Source organism: Thauera sp., from assembly GCF_034003485.1.
Lineage (GTDB): Bacteria > Pseudomonadota > Gammaproteobacteria > Burkholderiales > Rhodocyclaceae > Thauera.
In genome coordinates this window covers 23,367-40,473 of record NZ_JAVEYL010000012.1, presented here as the reverse complement: position 1 = coordinate 40,473, position 17,107 = coordinate 23,367, and the positions used below count along the sequence as shown (strand labels likewise).

19 protein-coding genes are annotated in these 17,107 nt (G+C 66.3%); 9 read left to right on the top strand and 10 right to left on the bottom strand.

Features of this window, described 5'->3' with window-relative positions; all coding sequences use genetic code 11:
• Positions 1–55: 55 nt before the first annotated feature.
• From RBT54_RS08620 to RBT54_RS08575, 10 genes are all read right to left on the bottom strand, one after another.
• On the bottom strand, positions 56–1,183 hold the full coding sequence (locus RBT54_RS08620; RefSeq protein ID WP_320366175.1) for an aminotransferase class V-fold PLP-dependent enzyme: 1,128 nt from the start codon (positions 1,181–1,183) through the stop codon (positions 56–58).
• A 139-nt stretch (positions 1,184–1,322) separates the two neighbouring features.
• Positions 1,323–1,757 (bottom strand): DUF1841 family protein, encoded by a 435-nt coding sequence (locus tag RBT54_RS08615; protein WP_320366173.1) that lies wholly within the window; start codon positions 1,755–1,757, stop codon positions 1,323–1,325.
• Between the two features lie 54 nt (positions 1,758–1,811).
• A complete protein-coding gene (gene nth, locus RBT54_RS08610; protein ID WP_320366319.1) occupies positions 1,812–2,444 on the bottom strand; it encodes an endonuclease III in 633 nt (210 codons plus the stop codon).
• A 15-nt stretch (positions 2,445–2,459) separates the two neighbouring features.
• Complete coding sequence (locus RBT54_RS08605) at positions 2,460–3,179, bottom strand: electron transport complex subunit E (RefSeq protein ID WP_320366171.1); 720 nt, start codon at positions 3,177–3,179, stop codon at positions 2,460–2,462.
• Positions 3,176–3,850 carry an electron transport complex subunit RsxG gene (gene rsxG, locus RBT54_RS08600; RefSeq protein WP_320366169.1) on the bottom strand — a complete coding sequence of 225 codons (675 nt, stop codon included), beginning with the start codon at positions 3,848–3,850 and terminating at the stop codon, positions 3,176–3,178. Before rsxG ends, RBT54_RS08605 begins: the two co-directional genes overlap by 4 nt.
• Entirely contained in the window at positions 3,847–4,857 is a 1,011-nt protein-coding gene (locus RBT54_RS08595; RefSeq protein ID WP_320366167.1) for an RnfABCDGE type electron transport complex subunit D, read from the bottom strand. The genes rsxG and RBT54_RS08595 overlap by 4 nt, the downstream gene beginning before the upstream one ends.
• Positions 4,858–4,864: 7 nt before the next feature.
• Entirely contained in the window at positions 4,865–6,598 is a 1,734-nt protein-coding gene (rsxC, locus tag RBT54_RS08590; protein WP_320366165.1) for an electron transport complex subunit RsxC, read from the bottom strand.
• On the bottom strand, positions 6,595–7,146 hold the full coding sequence (gene rsxB, locus RBT54_RS08585; RefSeq protein WP_320366163.1) for an electron transport complex subunit RsxB: 552 nt from the start codon (positions 7,144–7,146) through the stop codon (positions 6,595–6,597). Before rsxB ends, rsxC begins: the two co-directional genes overlap by 4 nt.
• A gap of 13 nt (positions 7,147–7,159) precedes the next feature.
• Positions 7,160–7,744, bottom strand: a complete 585-nt coding sequence (gene rsxA / locus RBT54_RS08580) for an electron transport complex subunit RsxA (protein WP_320366161.1) — start codon at positions 7,742–7,744, stop codon at positions 7,160–7,162.
• Positions 7,745–7,879: 135 nt separating this feature from the next.
• Positions 7,880–8,428, bottom strand: coding sequence for an NUDIX hydrolase (locus tag RBT54_RS08575; RefSeq protein ID WP_320366159.1), 549 nt, complete (start codon positions 8,426–8,428; stop codon positions 7,880–7,882).
• A 143-nt stretch (positions 8,429–8,571) separates the two neighbouring features.
• Between RBT54_RS08575 and RBT54_RS08570 the strand changes: the two genes are divergently transcribed.
• The 9 genes from RBT54_RS08570 (at position 8,572) to cheZ (ending at position 17,079) form a co-directional block, all read left to right on the top strand.
• Positions 8,572–10,512 (top strand): diguanylate cyclase, encoded by a 1,941-nt coding sequence (locus tag RBT54_RS08570; protein WP_320366156.1) that lies wholly within the window; start codon positions 8,572–8,574, stop codon positions 10,510–10,512.
• 138 nt (positions 10,513–10,650) lie between these two features.
• Positions 10,651–10,968 (top strand): flagellar transcriptional regulator FlhD, encoded by a 318-nt coding sequence (flhD, locus tag RBT54_RS08565; protein ID WP_320366154.1) that lies wholly within the window; start codon positions 10,651–10,653, stop codon positions 10,966–10,968.
• A 10-nt stretch (positions 10,969–10,978) separates the two neighbouring features.
• Entirely contained in the window at positions 10,979–11,545 is a 567-nt protein-coding gene (flhC, locus tag RBT54_RS08560) for a flagellar transcriptional regulator FlhC (RefSeq protein WP_320366151.1), read from the top strand.
• 234 nt (positions 11,546–11,779) lie between these two features.
• Positions 11,780–12,634 (top strand): flagellar motor stator protein MotA, encoded by an 855-nt coding sequence (motA, locus tag RBT54_RS08555; protein ID WP_320366149.1) that lies wholly within the window; start codon positions 11,780–11,782, stop codon positions 12,632–12,634.
• A 76-nt stretch (positions 12,635–12,710) separates the two neighbouring features.
• Positions 12,711–13,730 carry a flagellar motor protein MotB gene (gene motB / locus RBT54_RS08550; protein ID WP_320366146.1) on the top strand — a complete coding sequence of 340 codons (1,020 nt, stop codon included), beginning with the start codon at positions 12,711–12,713 and terminating at the stop codon, positions 13,728–13,730.
• 94 nt (positions 13,731–13,824) lie between these two features.
• Positions 13,825–14,793, top strand: coding sequence for a chemotaxis protein (locus RBT54_RS08545; protein ID WP_320366144.1), 969 nt, complete (start codon positions 13,825–13,827; stop codon positions 14,791–14,793).
• 9 nt (positions 14,794–14,802) lie between these two features.
• Positions 14,803–15,762, top strand: coding sequence for a chemotaxis protein (locus tag RBT54_RS08540; RefSeq protein ID WP_320366142.1), 960 nt, complete (start codon positions 14,803–14,805; stop codon positions 15,760–15,762).
• Between the two features lie 32 nt (positions 15,763–15,794).
• Entirely contained in the window at positions 15,795–16,193 is a 399-nt protein-coding gene (cheY, locus tag RBT54_RS08535; protein WP_320366141.1) for a chemotaxis response regulator CheY, read from the top strand.
• Positions 16,194–16,218: 25 nt separating this feature from the next.
• Positions 16,219–17,079, top strand: a complete 861-nt coding sequence (cheZ, locus tag RBT54_RS08530; protein ID WP_320366139.1) for a protein phosphatase CheZ — start codon at positions 16,219–16,221, stop codon at positions 17,077–17,079.
• Positions 17,080–17,107: the final 28 nt, after the last annotated feature.

Genomic DNA, 17,107 nt, shown 5'->3' with positions numbered 1-17,107 from the left:
GTGGCGTTTGCGTGTGGGGTGATGGGGCGCGTGAGCGCCGGTGGGACGAGTTGGATCAGCCGACCTGGTCGAGCGCCTTTTCCAGTGTGGCGACGGTGCGCGCGACGTTGTGCAGCTTGTCCAGGCCGAACAGACCGACGCGGAAAGCCTTGTAGTCGGGGCGCTCGTCGCAGGCCAGCGGCACGCCGGCGGCGACCTGCAGGCCGGCAGCGGAGAACTTGGCGCCGGTCTTGATGCCGTCGTCGGTGGTGAAGCTCACCACCACGCCCGGGGCCTGGAAGCCCGCCGCGGCCACGCTCGGGAAGCCGCGCGCCTCGAGCAGCGCACGCACGCCAGCGCCGAGTTCCACCTGCTCCGCCTTCACTTTCTCGAAGCCGTATGCCTCGGTCTCGCGCATCACGTTGCGCAGCGTGACCAGGCCGTCGGTGGGCATGGTGGCGTGGTAGGCGTGGGCGCCGCCCTCGTAGGTCTCCATGATCTGCAGCCACTTCTTGAGGTCGCAGGCGAAGCTGGTGCTGGTGGTGCCCTCGATGCGATCGCGCGCGGCCGCGCTCATCATCACCATTGCGCAGCACGGCGAGGCGCTCCAGCCTTTCTGCGGTGCGCTCACCAGCACGTCGACGCCGGTGGCGTCCATGTCCACCCAGATCGTGCCCGAGGCAATGCAGTCGAGCACGAACAGGCCGCCGACCGCGTGGGTGGCATCGGCCACCGCGCGCAGGTAGTCGTCGGGCAGCATCATGCCGGCCGAGGTCTCGACGTGGGGCGCGAACACCACGTCGGGGCGGTGCTGGTGGATCGCGGCGACGACCTCGTCGATCGGCGCCGGGATGAAGGGCGCCTGCGCTTCGGCGCGCACCTGGCGGGCCTTGAGCACCACGGATTCGGCGGGGATGTTGCCCATCTCGAAGATCTGCGTCCACCGGTAGCTGAACCAGCCGTTGCGGATCACCAGGGTCTTCTTGCCGGTGGCGAACTGGCGGGCGACCGCCTCCATGCCGAAGGTGCCGCTGCCGGGGACGATGGCGACCGCGTGGGCGTGATAGACCTTCTTCAGCGTGGCGGACAGTTCGCGCATGACGCCCTGGAAGGCTTGCGACATGTGGTTGAGCGAGCGGTCGGTATAGACCACGGAGTACTCGAGCAGGCCATCGGGGTCGACGTTGGGGAGCAGGCCGGGCATGGAAACCTCCAGAGAAAAAACGGGCGTCAGCGACGCGGAATCGGGGAAGGCGGGCGGGTGCGGTGGGCGAACGCCGGACCATTTGCCCGAAAACGTTCATTCTAACGGCTCGCCGCAGCACGGGCGAGCCGCGCGCCGCTCACACCGCCAGCCCGCCGCGCTTGCGCAGGGCGCCGACATAGGCGGCGCCGTCGGGCGGGGTGCCGTTGCGCTGGGCGTTGAAGAGCATCTCGCCGAGGCATTCGAGCGCATCGTGCATCGCGTCGTGACGGTCGCCGCGACGGGCGCAGGCGGCCTCGAAGGCGGCGCGCACGCCCGGCGGCTGGTCGATCGAGAGCTGCTCCTCGATCGCCAGGTGCAGTGACAGGTGCAGGAAGGGGTTGATCTGGCCGGACTCGGGCGGGAAGTCGCGGTCGATCGCCTCCGGGTCCTCGACAATCGCGTGGTATTCGGGGTGCTGGGTGATGATGTCGGCGGCGATGGTCTCCATCGGCGTCAGCACTTCCTTTGCGGTGTACTTGCGCCAGGTGTCGATGAAGAAGCTGCGCACCTGGTCGCGGCTGGGGTTGAACATGGGGTTCCTCTCGGTTGGGCGCGTGCAGCGGGTGGCTTGCCGCGAGCGCCGGGTTCAGTCCGTCTTGTCGCGGAACAGGCACAGGTCGCGCACGCTGCACTGGCCGCACTTGGGGCTGCGCGCGGTGCAGATGTAGCGGCCGTGCAGGATCAGCCAGTGGTGTGCGTCGAGCAGGTAGTCCTTCGGTACGCGGCGCGTCAGTGCCTTCTCGACCGCGATCACGTCCTTGCCGGGCGCGAGTCCGGTGCGGTTGGCGAGGCGGAAGATGTGGGTGTCCACCGCCATCACCGGCTGGCGGAAGACCGTATTGAGTACTACGTTGGCCGTTTTGCGGCCCACGCCGGGCAGGGCCTCCAGGGCCTCGCGCTGCGCCGGTACTTCGCCGCCGTGGCGTTCGAGCAGCAGGCGCGACAAGGCCAGCGTGTTCTTCGCCTTGTTGCGGAACAGGCCGATGGTCTTGATATGTTCGGCGATCCCCGCTTCGCCGAGCGCCACCATGGCCTCGGGAGTGGGTGCGTCGGCGAACAGCTTGCGCGTGGCGATGTTGACACTGCGGTCGGTGGCCTGCGCCGACAGCACCACTGCGACCAGCAACTGGTAGGGCGAGGCGTATTCGAGCTCGGTCTGCGGGTTCGGGTTGGCGTCGTGCAGGCGGCGGAAGAACTCGCGGATCGCCTCGCGCTTCATCGATGCCATCGGCACTCAGCTCGCTGCGGCAGGTTCGGTGCCGCCTTGCTCTCCGGCCCCTCTCGCGGCCATGGCCGGCGGCAGCTGGCGACGCGCGCGTGCCGCAAGGCGTACGTTGATGGCGTTGAAGGCCGCGATCAGCATGCCGAGCGCGAAGAAGGCGCCGGGCGGCAGGATCGCGACCAGAAAGCCGGCGTAGTCGTCACCAAACACGGTGATTGCCGATGCGCCCGGAATGATCATCTCGATACCGGCAAACAGCGTGCCGGCGCCGATCAGCTCACGCATCGCGCCGAGCAGGCCGAGCACCCACACCAGGCCGAGGCCCATCATGATGCCGTCGATGGTGGATGTCAGCGGATCGTTCTTCGCCGCGTAGGCTTCCACGCGCGCCAGCACGATGCAGTTGGTGACGATCAGCGGGATGAAGATGCCGAGTACAAGGTAGAGATCATGGAAGAAGGCGTTGAAGGTCAGGTCGACCACCGTCACCAGCGCGGCGATGATCAGGATGAAGACCGGGATGCGGATCTCGTAGGGGATGAAGTTGCGCAGGGCCGATACCGCGAGGTTGGCCACCGCCATCACCACGATGGTGGCCAGGCCGAGGCTCACGGCATTTACCATGCTGGTGCTGATGGCGAGGATGGGACACAGGCCCAGCAACTGCGCCAGGCCCGGGTTCTGCTTCCACAGGCCGTTCCAGGAAATGTCGCGGAATTGTTGTGGGCTCATGATTCGTCTCCCAGCAGGGCGCCCGCAGGTGCGGTGAAGAGCGCGTCGAGGCGGCCGGTGGCAAAGGCGGTGATGCGGCCGACGGCGCGGGTCACCGCACGGGCGCTGATGGTGGCGCCGGCGCGGTAGTCGAAGCTGCCGCCGTCCTTGCGCACGGTCCATTCGACGGTGTTCACACCGGTCCAGGTGGCTCCGGTGAACTGGCCGATCCAGGGTTCGTCCTTGCGTCGATCCTTTTTCGGGTCGATGTAGTCGCCAAGGCCGGGGGTTTCCTTGTGTGTGGTTACACGCACGCCCGACAGACGGCCGTCCCTGCCGATCGCCACAACCAGTTCGATGCGACCGGCATAGCCGTCGATTGCGGCGCCCTCGATGACCACCGCCACCGGTTCGCCACCCTTGCGTGCCCGCCAGACGCGGGCGGCGCCGTCCATGCCGAGCGCTGCAGTGGGGCCGACCCGGATTGTGTCGGCGAGCAGGTTGTTGTCGTAGCTTGTCGGCGGCAGCACTTCGTTGATCAGACGCTGTTGCGCTTCCTGTTTCGAGGCCTCGATCGCCGGCCGGGTGACGCTGTAAGTGGAGGCCATCAGCGCGGTGAACACCAGCGTGAACAGCACCATGATGGAGCCGGTGCGCAGCGACGTGCGGGTGGCGGAGTAGCGTGCGCTCACTTGTCGCCTCCTGCTGCTTCGCGACGGCCGAAGACGCGCGGCTGGGTCTTCATGTCGAGCAGCGGCACACAGATGTTCATCAGCAGCACGGCGAACGCGATGCCGTCGGGGAAGGCGCCGAAGCTGCGGATCAGCCAGACGAGGAGGCCGATGCCGGCGGCGTACAGCAGCTTTCCGCGCGGCGTGGTGGCGCCCGACACCGGATCGGTGACGATGAAGAAGGCGGCGAGCATGGCGCCGCCGCTGGCGAGGTGGAACAGGGGCGAGGCGTAGTGCGTCGGGTCGATGAGCCAGAACACGATGGCGGTGCCGCCGAGTGCGGCAATGAAGGCCACCGGCATGTGCCAGGTGATGATGCCCGTGGCCAGCAGGAACAGACCGCCGATCGCATAGCCCGCCGCCACCCACTCCCAGCCACGACTGCCGAAGACGCCGAAGGCCGCGCCCTGGGAGACGGATTCGACACTGGCGCCCGAAGCACGCAGGCCGGTGCGCAGGCTGTCGAGCGCCGTGGCGCCAGTGATCGCGTCGAGGTCACGCGCGCCACCGAGGATGAGCGCGAGCTGGGCGTCGGGGCCGGTGGTCAGCGCCGGCCACTGCGACATCAAGGCGGGGAAGGCGACGATCATCGTGCAATACGCCACCATCGCCGGGTTGAAGGGATTCTGCCCGAGCCCGCCGTACAGGTGCTTGACCGCGAGGATGGCCACCAGCACCGCGCAGGTGGTCAGCCACCAGGGCACGATCGCGGGCAGGCTCAGCGCCACCAGCCAGGCGGTGAGCACGGCGGAGAGGTCGGTCACCGCGACCCCGATCGGGCGCTGGCGCAGGCGCATGACCAGGGCTTCGGCAAGCACCGCGACCACGGTGGCGATCAGCAGATTGACGAGGATGGCGGCGCCCGCCTGCCACACGTAGGCCGCAATGCCGGGCAGCAGCGCGATCAGCACGAGGCCCATGGTGCGCTGCACGCTGACCGGTTTGCGAACGTAGGGGGAATGGATCATGGCGGGCTCAGGGGCGAGGCTCGGCGCCGGCCGTGGGCGCGGCGCCGGTCTGCTCGGTGGTCGGCTCGACGGTGAGCTCAATGGTCGGCGCAGCAGTCGCCGTCGCCCCATCGAGCGCCCGGCGACGGGCCTCGATCGCGGCGATCTCGGCCTGTGTCTCGGGGCTCAGGTTGTCGGTGTTCTGCACCTGGACCGCGGCCTTCTGGGCTTTGGCCCGCGCCATTGCGGCGGCGATCAAGGCCTTCTTGGGGTCTTCGGCCGCAGCGGCGTCGGCGGCGGGTGCATCGCCGGACGCGCTCTCGGCCAGCTTGGCGCGCGTCTCGGCCGCCTTGGCAGCGAGCTTGGCGGCCTTCTCCGCCTTCTCGCGTTCCTGGCGGAAGTTGCGGAATTCGAAGCGTTCGCGGGCCTGGTCCGCCGCGCTTTTGTCGCGCTCTCGCGCCCAGATCTCGCTCTTGGAAAAGCGGAAGTAGTCGACCAGCGGAATGTGCGACGGGCACACGTAGCTGCAGCAACCACATTCGATGCAGTCGAACAGGTGGTATTCCTGCGCCTTGCCGAAGTTCTTCGAACGGCTGAACCAGTACAGCTCGAAGGGCTGCAGGTCTGCGGGGCAGGCCTTCGCGCATTCGGTGCAGCGGATGCAGGGCTGCTCGGGCGGGGCGGGCGGGAACAGCTTCGGTGAAGCGGAAATCAGGCAGTTGCTGCCCTTGACGATCGGGACGTCGAGCCGCGGCAGCGCGAACCCCATCATCGGACCGCCGAGAATGGTGCGGTCGGTGTCGGCGCGCGGGTGGGCGAGCGGCAGCAGGTCCTGCATCGGTGTGCCGATCAGTACTTCCCAGTTGCCGGCGTTGTCGACGTTGCCGGTGAGCGTGACGATGCGGCTGATCAGCGGTTCGCCATGCGCGAACGCGCGATACACCGCATATGCAGTACCGACGTTGAAGCACTGCACGCCGTAATCGCCGCCGAGCTTGCCGTATGCAATCTCGATGCCGGTGAGCACGCGGATGAGCTGCTTCTCGCCGCCGGCCGGGTACAGCGCTGGCACGGCCACCACGCTCACGTCGTATCCCGAGGCCGCAGCCGCTTCCTTCATCGCCGCGATCGCTTCAGGCTTGTTGTCCTCGATGCCGATCAGCAGCTCGCGCGCGCCGATGAGTTCGCGCAGGATGTGCGCGCCTGCCAGGATGTCGGCCGCGCGCTCGCGCATGAGGCGGTCGTCACAGGTGATCCATGGCTCGCATTCGGCGCCGTTGAGGATCAGCGTCTCGATGCCGCTGCCCTTGCCGAGTTTGACGTGGCTGGGGAAGGTGGCGCCTCCCAGGCCGACGATGCCGCAGTCACGCAGCCAGGCCAGCGCTTCCTCGCGGCTGGCGGTGTGGTGATCGAAAGGTGCGTGCTCGATCCAGCGTTCCTCGCCATCCGGCTCGATGACCACGCACTCGGTGTCGAGCCCGGAGGGGTGCGCCATCGGATGACGGGCGATGTCGACCACCGTGCCCGAGGTGGGCGCATGCACGGCGGTGCCGAGAAAGCCTTCGGGCTCGCCGATGCGTTGGCCCTTCAACACCTTCTGTCCGACTTCGACCATGCAACTGGCTGCAGCACGCGGACTCTGGCGCAGCGGCACGACCAGACGGGCGGGCAGCGGGGCGCGCTGGATGGCGGGGCCGGAGGACTCGTTCTTGTGGGCGTCGGGCTTGATGCCGCCGTGGAACTTGAACAGTCGCCCGATCATGCTGCCTTCCTGATTTCGACCACCGGGTATTTCCATTTCCAGGTCTGCACGTTCTCGGCCACCGGGACCATGCTGATGCAGTCGACCGGGCAGGGCGCAATGCACAATTCGCAGCCCGTGCACAGCGGCTCTACCACGGTGTGCATCTGCTTGGCGGCACCGACGATGGCATCGACCGGACAGGCCTGGATGCAAAGCGTGCACCCGATGCAGGTCTGCTCGTCGATGACCGCCACCGACTTGGGCTTCTCGACGCCGTGCTCTTCCGAGAGCGGCTTGAATTCGCGGCCGAGCAGGTCGGCGAGCTTGCGGATGCCTTCCTCGCCGCCTGGCGGGCACTGGTTGATCTCGGCTTCGCCGTTGGCGATGGCTTCGGCGTAGGGCTTGCAGCCGGGGAACCCGCACTGGCCGCACTGCGTCTGCGGCAGGATGGCGTCGATCTTCTCGACCAGCGGGTCGCCTTCGACCTTGAAGCGGATCGCGGCGTAGCCGAGCGTGAGGCCGAGCACGATGGCGATGCCGGTCATCACGAGGATTGCAGTGAGCATGCGGGCGGCGGCCTTATTGGAAGCGGTCGAGACCGGCGAAGCCCATGAAGGCGAGGCTCATGTATCCGGCGGTGATCATCGCGATCGCCGTGCCCTTGAACGGCAGCGGCACGTCGGCGCCGTCGAGACGCTCACGGATGCCGGCGAACAGCACCAGCGCCAGTGTGAAGCCGACCGAGGAGCCGAAGCCGAACAGCAGCGACTCGAGCAGGTTGTGCTTCATGCCCACATTGAGCAGCGGTACCCCGAGCACCGCGCAGTTGGTGGTGATCAGCGGCAGGTAGATGCCCAGCACCTGATGCAGCAGCGGGCTCGTCTTCTGGATGATGAGTTCGGTGAGCTGGACGATCGCCGCGATGACGACGATGAACGACAGCGTGCGCAGATAGGCGAGATCGAGCGCTTGCAGCAGGTAGTGGTCGATCAGGTAACTGGTGCCGGAGCCGACGGTGAGCACGAACGTGGTCGCCGCACCCATGCCGATTGCGGTCTCGAGCTTCTTCGACACCCCCATGAACGGGCACAGCCCGAGGATGCGGACGAGGACGACGTTGTTCACCAGAACGGCGCCGATGACGACAAAGATGTAGCTGGTCATGATCCGCGCACGGAAGGGAATAGGCTGGATTATCCTCCGCCGTCAATGGGGGCTCAACCCTGATGCGCTAATAGGTTTATCAGCGCATTTGGTGCGCTGCACCCGAGCCCCCGTCTGGCGGCGAACGACGGCTGTTCATCGCCACTCGGGCGGCGGCGGTGCAAGGCTCGCGGTGTGCACGCCCCAATGTCCGCTGCGGCGGTCGTCGAAGAAGTGGCGCAGGCTGATCGCGATCGAGCGGAAGGCGATCTGCTCCCAGGGAATTTCGTGTTCGGCGAACAGCGCCACGTCGAGGGACTCCTCGCCCGCGCGGAAGTCGAGGTCGAGCAGGCGCGCGCGATAGACGATATGGACCTGGCTGATGTGGGGCACGTCGATCAGCGTATATAAATCGCCCACCTCGATGCGGGCGCAGGCTTCTTCGAGCGTCTCGCGCGCGGCGGCCTGGGCGGTGGTTTCGTCGTTCTCCATGAAGCCGGCCGGCAGCGTCCACATGCCGTGGCGCGGTTCGATGGCGCGCCGGCAGAGCAACACCTTGTCTTCCCACACCGGCAGGGCGCCGACGACGACCTTGGGGTTCTGGTAGTGGATGGTGCCGCAGTGTTCACACACATGACGTGGGAGTGTGTCACCGGGCGGGATGCGAAAGGCGACGGTGGCGCCGCAGCTCGAGCAGTATTTCATGATGGCCGGCGTGAGGTTTTCGTCGATTCTAGCCCGCTTTCGCTTGCACGGTCCGGGGGTGGCGCTAAAGAATCCGAGTGCTGAGTCGTGGGTGGGCGACGGCCCGGTACGTGTGCGCGTGACAAGACAAGAGTGGGGAAGGGATGCCGGGACCGATCGACATGAAGCGCTACACGCAACTGAAGGCTGCGGGTGAGCTGCCTTCTCCACGCGGCGTGGCGATCGCGATCATTCGCCTGACCCAGGCGAGCGATGTGTCACTGGCCGAGATCGGGCGCGTGATCAAGGGTGATCCGGCCTTCGTCGGGCGCTTGGTCAAGGCCGCCAACGGACTCGTCGCCGAGAACCGGCGCGCGGTGGTTTCGGTGCAGGAGGCGCTGATGGTGCTGGGCCTGCCGGCGGTGCGCACCCTCGCGCTCGGGTTTTCGCTGCTTTCGGCGTATCGCAAGGGTGCCTGCGCGGGCTTCGATTACCAGCGCTTCTGGTCGTCCTCGCTGCTGATGGCGCTGTCCATGCAGGCGCTGGCGCAGCGCGTACGCGTGGTGCCTGCGGACGAGGCGTTCAGCCTTGGGTTGCTCGCGCGGGTCGGCGAACTGGCGTTGGCGACGCTGTACCCGGATGCGTTTTCGCGCCTCCTCGCCGACATCCAGCGCAATCCTCAGCTCCATCAGGTCGTCCTCGAGGATCAGGCGTTTGCGATGAACCATCGCGAACTCGGCGCCGCCATGCTCTCCGACTGGGGTGTGCCCGATGCGCTGGTGCAGTCGGTGCGCTTTCACGAGCAGCCCGAACTCGCCGGCTATGCCGAGGATTCGCGCGGCGCGGGGCTCGTGCAGTGCCTGGTGCTGGCGCGTGCCATCGCGCAGTTGTGCCTCGCGCCCGAAGGTGAGCACGTGCGGCTGATGCCGCAGATGCTGCGCCTGTCGAGCCGTCTCGGCCTCAGCCGGGGCGAGTTCGTCGCCCTTTGCGAACGCGTCGGACGCGACTGGGGCGAGTGGGGCAAGCTGCTGCAGATCCGGACCGAAAATGCACCCAGCTTCGTGGATCTTTCGGCCAAGGCGACCGAGGAGGGCGCGGTCGACCGCAGCGTGACGGAGGCGGCGGCCGCTGACAGCGCCCCGGCAACGAAGCGGGCCTTGCTGGTGACACGGCAAGTATCCGACCGCAGCGTGCTGCGCGCGGCGCTCGAGGCCGAGGGCGTCACCGTGTTCGAGGCCGCTGCGGATGGTGAAGCTACGCTGGAAATGGCGATCGACGTTCAGCCACAGATCCTTCTGATCGAATGGGTTGCTGACGGTGAGCGCCTGATTCGCGCATTGCGAGACATCCGTCTGGGGCGTGGAATCTACATTCTTACCCTCGTTTCGGGCGAGAACGATGCCTTGCTGCTGACGGCGGCAGAGGCCGGTGCAGACGATTTCATCGTCCAGCCGGTGCGCCGCGCCGCACTGACGCTGCGCGTGCGGGCTTGCCTGCGCACGCTCACGCTGCAGGGCGAACTCGAGCGCGAGCGCGACGAATTGCGCAACTTTGCCGCCGAACTGTCCATCGCCAACCGCCGCCTCCACGAAGCGGCCCTCACCGATGCGCTCACCGGCCTGCCCAACCGGCGCCAGGCGATGGAGTCGATGCAGATGGAGTGGGCGGCGTCGGTTCGCCACCAACGCCCGCTCGCATTGATGATGGTCGATCTGGATGGCTTGAAGACGATCAACGACAGCCACGGCCACGACGTCGGCGACATCGCCCTGCGCCACTCGGCCGAGGCCCTGCGTCTGGCCGTGCGTGCGCAGGATCTCGTCTGCCGGACCGGCGGTGATGAGTTCCTCGTGCTCTGCCCGGATACGGATCTGGCCGCCGCAAGCGTCGTGGCTGAGCGCCTGCGTGCGGCGGTTCAGGCGCAGGCGGTGGAGACTGGCGGCCCACGTCTGTTCCTCACCGCCAGCGTGGGGGTATGCCTGCGCACGCCCGAGATGGAAAGTGTCGAGGCGCTCATGAAGGGCGCCGACGAAGGTCTCTATCTCGCCAAGCAGCGCGGGCGTGATCGCGTGGTGCTGGTGCAGGACGAGGTGGGCTGCGCGTGATGCGCGCAGAAGGCCGATGTTGCCGTGAGGCCACAGTGTTTTCCTCCGGAAAGGGCCCCGGCGTGACTTTGTAACTTGATGCTGCTGAGAAACTACTTTAACTTGAAGTCCGTTTGTCCCTGAACGGGATTGGAAACCATGGATCGACCCGACTTCCAGGCCGAAATCCGCGAACTGAACCTCGCCTATCTGATGCTCGCCCAGCAGATGCTGCGCAGCGACCGGGCGACGGCACTGTTCCGTCTCGGTATCGGCGACGAACTCGCCGACGTGATCGAATCCATGTCCGCAGCGAAGCTGGTGCGCATGGCGGGCAGCCAGATGCTCGTGCCGTGTTTTCGCTTCGACGATGCGCAACTGGCCCGGCTGATGGCGGGCGAGGGGCGCGATGCCGCCAGTGCTGGCCTGCACGCCGCGATACTTGCGGCGGGCAAGGCGGCCAGCGAGGCGGCCTGAGGAATCAAGAATGAAGAACAAGAGTGTGATCGAGGAAGCGGATGATGTCCGCCGGGCAGTCGAGATGGTGCAACTGGGCGCGCGCATGCAGATGCTCGAGGTCGAGACGCGCCTGAGCCGCGAGAAGCTGCTGAAAATCTACAAGGAGGTGCGCGGCGTTTCGCCGCCGAAGGGCATGCTGCCGTTTTCCACCGACTGGTTCATGACCTGGCAGCCCAATGTGCACTCCTCGCTGTTCATGGGCTTTCACCGCTTTTTTGCCATGCGAGCGGGGGTGCAGGGACTGAACGCGATCCTGAAGTCCTACCACCTGTATCTCGACCATATCGAAAGCGGGGCGATGGAGCCGGTGCTCAGCCTCACGCGGGCGTGGACCCTGGTCCGCTTCTTCGATGCCGACCTGCTTCAGCTCACTGCCTGCACCTGCTGCGGCGGGCAGTTCGTTGCCCACGCCCACGATCCGGTCCATGGCTACGTGTGCGGCCTGTGCAACATGCCCTCGCGCGCGGGTTCGTCGCGCAAGAAGGCCGGTACGCGGCGCGCGGTGTCGCGTACCCGTCAGCCCGCGACCGTCTGAGTAGCTGCTTCGTCGCGGCGCATGGCCGCGACCGCCAACATGGGCCGCACTGGTGACAGGCGGCCCATGTTCGTTGCGGGGTGTCGATTCCTGATGGTGCGCGGGCTTGCCGTGCGTGCATTTCGCACGGTCGGCGCCAGGCAGTCGTTCAAGTTCTCTTTGTCGTTGTCGTTAGACCCGACAGATGCCGAGCCGTCCAACCGGGCGCCGCGGCCGATTCCTGTGGAGTGAGCGGTGTTCCTGATCATTGGCTACGTCATCATCCTTCTCGCCTCGCTCGGCACCTACGCCGTGCACGGCAGCCTGGCGGCATTGTGGGTACCCATGGAGTACCTCGCGATCTTCGGTTTGATGATCGGCGGCTTCATCGCCGGCAACGGACCCAAGGCGATCAAGGGCACGCTGGGCTCGCTGTCATTGGCGGTGAAGGGCTCGAAATACAACAAGGCGCTCTACGTCGATCTGCTCGCCCTGATGTTCGAGATCCTCGCCAAGGTCCGCAAGGAGGGGCTGATGTCGATCGAGAACGATATCGAGAACCCCGACTCCAGCCCTCTCTTCTCGAAGTACCCGAGCGTGGCTGCCGACCACCACGCAGTCGAATTCATGACCGACTACCTGCGCATGATGGTGGGCGGGAACCTGAACGCCTTCGAGATCGAGAACCTCATGGACATGGAGATCGAGACCCATCACCAGGAAGCGCACCAGGCGCCGCACGTGGTTTCCAAGGTGGCCGACGCGCTGCCGGCGTTCGGTATCGTGGTGGCGGTGATGGGCGTGGTGAACGTGATGGGCTCGGTCGGCCAGCCGCCGGCGGTGCTCGGCAAGATGATCGGTGGCGCGCTGGTCGGCACCTTCCTCGGCATCCTGGTCTCGTACGGCTTCGTCGCACCGATCGCCAGTCAGCTCGAGCAGAAGGTCGAGGAGAGCGGCAAGATCTACCAGGTCATCAAGGTCGTGCTGCTGGCGAGCATGAACGGCTATGCGCCGCAGGTTGCGGTGGAATTCGGCCGCAAGGTGCTTTACTCGACCGATCGCCCGGGCTTTACCGAGCTCGAGCAGGAAATCAAGAGCCGCAAGGGCTGAGCCGAATGCCTGTCTCTGGCCTCACTTCCGTCCATATCTCGCCTGAGCACGACGCCGGCCTTCCGGGGAGCGCGCGATGAGCGACGACACCCAGCAGCCAATCGTCGTCAAACGCATCAAGAAGGGCGGCGGCGGTCATCACGGCGGCGCCTGGAAGATCGCCTACGCCGACTTCGTGACCGCGATGATGGCCTTCTTCCTGCTAATGTGGCTGCTCGGCTCGACGGCGCAAGGCGACCTCGAAGGGATCGCCGACTACTTCCAGAACCCGCTCAAGCTGGCGATGCAGGGTGGCGAGGGCACTGGCGATAGCTCCAGCATCATCAAGGGCGGCGGCGAGGACCTGTCGCGCAAGGTCGGCCAGGTGCGGCGTGGCGATACGCCGAGCACGCGCGCGATCAACCTCGACGCGGCGCCGACACGCAAGAAGACCGAGGAGCAGGCCGCCATCGAGGCCGCCGAGCGACGGGAACGCAGCCGGCTGATCGACCTCAAGGGCAAGCTCGAGGCGATCATCGAGGCCAACCCGACGCTGCGCCAGTTCAAGAATCAGATCCTGCTCGACATCATCAACGAGGGCTTGCGCATCCAGCTCATCGATGCGCAGAACCGACCGATGTTCACGTCGTCCAGCGCCGATCTGCGGCCCTATACCCGTGAACTGCTGCGCGAGATCGCGCGCGCGCTCAACGACGTCGACAACCGCATCAGCATGTCGGGGCACACCGATTCGGCCCAGTACGGCGGCGGTGAACGCGGCTTCTCGAACTGGGAGCTGTCGTCCAACCGGGCCAACGCCGCCCGCCGTGAGCTGGTCGCCGGCGGGCTCGAGGGCGGCAAGATGGTGCGCGTGGTCGGGCTGGCCGACACGATTCACCTTGTTCCCGACGATCCGCTCGATCCGGCCAATCGGCGGATCAGCATCATCGTGCTCAACAAGGCCGCGGAGAACGCGATGCGCGGACAGGCGCAGCCGGGCGGTAATCAGGTGGTGCCCGCGGGCGAGGGGCAGGGTTTCGGCGGTGGCGACCTCGGGGCGGGTGCGTTGCCGGCCTTCGGTCTGCCGCAGGGGCCGGCAGTGGCGCCCCCGCGTTGAGTCCCGATCCTCAAGTCGGGGCGAATCCCGCCGATATTCAACTGAACGCGCAGCGCGCCGCTTGCGCGCGCAACCGACCGCAAGGCCGAAAAACATGTCCGAACTGCTGAAGAACATCGACGCCCGCACCCGGCTCGCGGGCACGAACAAGCTCGAGATCCTGCTATTCACGCTGGGTGTGGATGCGCGCACAGGTCGCCGGGAGACCTTCGGCATCAACGTCTTCAAGGTGCGCGAGGTCATGCGCACGCCGGCGATCACCGCTGCGCCCGACATGCCGGACGCGGTGCAGGGCATGGTCAGCCTGCGTGGCGCGCTGGTGCCGGTGGTGGACCTGGGCACCTACGTCGGCGTGGGTGCCGATGCCCGGCGCGAGATCATGATCGTCACCGAATACAACGGTCATACCCAGGGCTTCCTGGTCGAAGGCGTCGACACCATCCTGCGCCTGGACTGGTCGCAGATGCGCGTGCCGCCCGAGATGCTGACAGCCCGCCTTGGCGGTCTGGTCACCGCGGTCACCGAACTGGGAGACGGTCGCCTGGTGATGATGCTGGACGTCGAGCGTGTGCTGTCGGAGACCTCACGCTACGACGACGAATTCCTGTTCCGCGACATCGAGCCCGTTCCGGGGGGCGACGAACATGTGGTGTTTTTCGCCGACGATTCCTCGGTGGCGCGTAAGCAGATCTCCCAGACGCTCGACGCGATGAACGTACGTCATGTGGGCGCGGTCAATGGCCGTCAGGCCTGGGACGAATTGCGCCGCATCGCCACCCATGCCGAGGCCTGCGGGCGCAAGGTCAGCGATTTCGTCAGCCTGGTGCTGACCGACGTCGAGATGCCGGAAATGGACGGCTACATGCTGACGCGCCAGATCAAGGCCGACCGCCGCTTCGCCGGCGTGCCGGTGATCATGCATTCGTCGCTGTCGGGCATGTCGAATCAGCAGCTCGGGATGTCGGTGGGTGTCGACGAGTACGTGCCCAAGTTCGAGCCGCAGCGTCTGTCGCAGACCCTGGCGCGCCTGTTGAGTGTCGACAACGACACCGCCGGGCGTTGAGGAAAGACCATGCAAAGCAGTCAATACGAAGAAAGCGCGCTGTTCGATGCAGTCGATGGGCGGGCGACGCTGGCAGGCTCCAATCGCATGGAGATCCTGCTCTTTTCGCTCGGCACCGGCGAGCACTTCGGCATCAACGTGTTCAAGGTGCGCGAGGTCTCGAAGACGCCATTCATCACGCGCACGCCCAACATGCCGGCCGGGGTCGAGGGCCTGATCTCACTGCGCGGCAACGTCATTCCGGTGCTGTCGCTCGGCCGCATCGTCGGCCTGACGCCGCCGGATGCGCCGCTCGGGGGCGCGATGATGGTCACCGAGTACAGCAAGCGCACGCTCGGCTTCCTGGTGTCGTCGGTCGACCGCATCGTGCGCGTGGATTGGGAACGTGTGCGCGCGCCGGAAAACGTCTCGTCCGGTACGCATGGCTTCATCACCGCGATCACCGAACTGCCCGACGGGCGGCTGGTGTCGATCCTCGACGTGGAGACCGTGCTCGCCAACACCTTCGGCGACACGGTTGTCGGCAACATCGCGCCGATCGGCAATGGTCACGAGGTGAATGTGTTCTTCGTCGATGACTCGGCGGTGGCGCGGCGCAAGATCAGCGAAGTCCTGGACCGCCTCGGCGTGCGCCACAAGAATGCGCAGAACGGGCTCGAGGCCTGGAATCGCCTCGAGAGCCTCGCCAGTCACGCCGAGCAGACCGGCCGTCTGCTGGTGGACGAGATCGACATGATCATGGTCGACGCCGAGATGCCCGAGATGGATGGCTACGTACTCACCCGCAACATCAAGGCCGATCCGCGCTTCACGGGGATTCCGGTCGTCATGCATTCCTCGCTGTCCTCTGAGGCCAACCGGGCGATGGGCAAGCACGTCGGTGTCGATGCCTACGTGGCAAAATTCGACGCCGAAGTCCTTGCCGACACCATCCGCCCGATGTTGCAGCGTGGCCGTCGTGCCCCCTGAGCGCCTGAGGCAGAGAAACACGGAGAACAATTATGGCCGACCCCAAAACCCGATTCCTGGTCGTTGACGACTTCTCGACCATGCGGCGCATCGTGCGCAACCTGCTCAAGGAGCTCGGCTTCAGCAACGTCGACGAGGCCGAGGACGGCGCGGTGGCGCTGCAGAAGCTCAACAGCGCGCCCTTCGACTTCGTCGTCACCGACTGGAACATGCCGAACATGGATGGCCTTGCGCTGTTGCAGGCCATCCGCCGCAGCCCCCAGCTCAAGCACCTGCCGGTGCTGATGATCACGGCCGAGGCGAAGAAGGAGAACATCATCGCCGCGGCCCAGGCCGGCGCGAGCGGCTATGTGGTCAAGCCCTTCACCGCCGCGACCCTTGCGGAAAAGCTGGAAAAGATTTTCGAGAAGATGGGCCGCGCGTCGTCTTGAGCGCGCCGGAACACGGAGCAGGAACATGAGCAAGAGGCCGAAATTCGATGAAGCCGGCGACTCGGACGAGTTGCAGGCGCTGTTCGACAGCATTGCCGCCGACCCGGTGGGCGGCGCCGACAGCCTGAATCCTTCGCGGGCCGCGGCGCCCGTGTTGCCGATCGACGACAGCGGCGATACTGACGAGTTGCAGGCGCTGTTCGACGCCGTCTCCGAGCAGTCCGGCCAGGTCGGCGCCCAGCCGACTTCTTCGGCGGCAGAGCCCGCTGCGGCCGCGCCTGAAGCCGATGCGGTGTTCAACCGCCTGGGGCAACTCACGCGCCAGGTGCACGACAGCCTGCGCGAACTCGGTCTCGAGGGTGCGCTGAAGGAGGCTGCAGAGGCCATACCCGATGCGCGCCAGCGTCTCGGCTACATCGCCCAGACCACCGAGCAGGCCGCGAGCCGGGTGCTGAACGCCACCGATGTGGCACGCCCGATCCAGAACGATCTCGCTGGTGGTGCCGAGGCGTTGTCGGCGCGCTGGGACGAACTCTATGCAGGCAGATTGTCGCCCGAGGCCTTCCGCGAGCTCAGTGCCGACACCCGCAGCTTTCTCGGTGCGGTAGCCGATGGCACGCGTGTCACCAGCGCACAGTTGCACGAGATCATGATGGCGCAGGACTTCCAGGATCTGACCGGGCAGGTGATCAAGCGCGTCGTCGATCTCGCACATCTGCTCGAGACACAACTACTTCAGGTGCTGCTCGAGGCTGCGCCGCCACAGGTCCGCAGCGAACGCCATTCCGGCCTGCTCAACGGGCCGGTGATCAATCCCGAAGGTCGCACCGATGTGCTGAGCAGCCAGGCGCAGGTCGACGACCTGCTCGAGAGCCTCGGTTTCTGACGGGCCGCCACCGGGCGCAGCCCGGGAC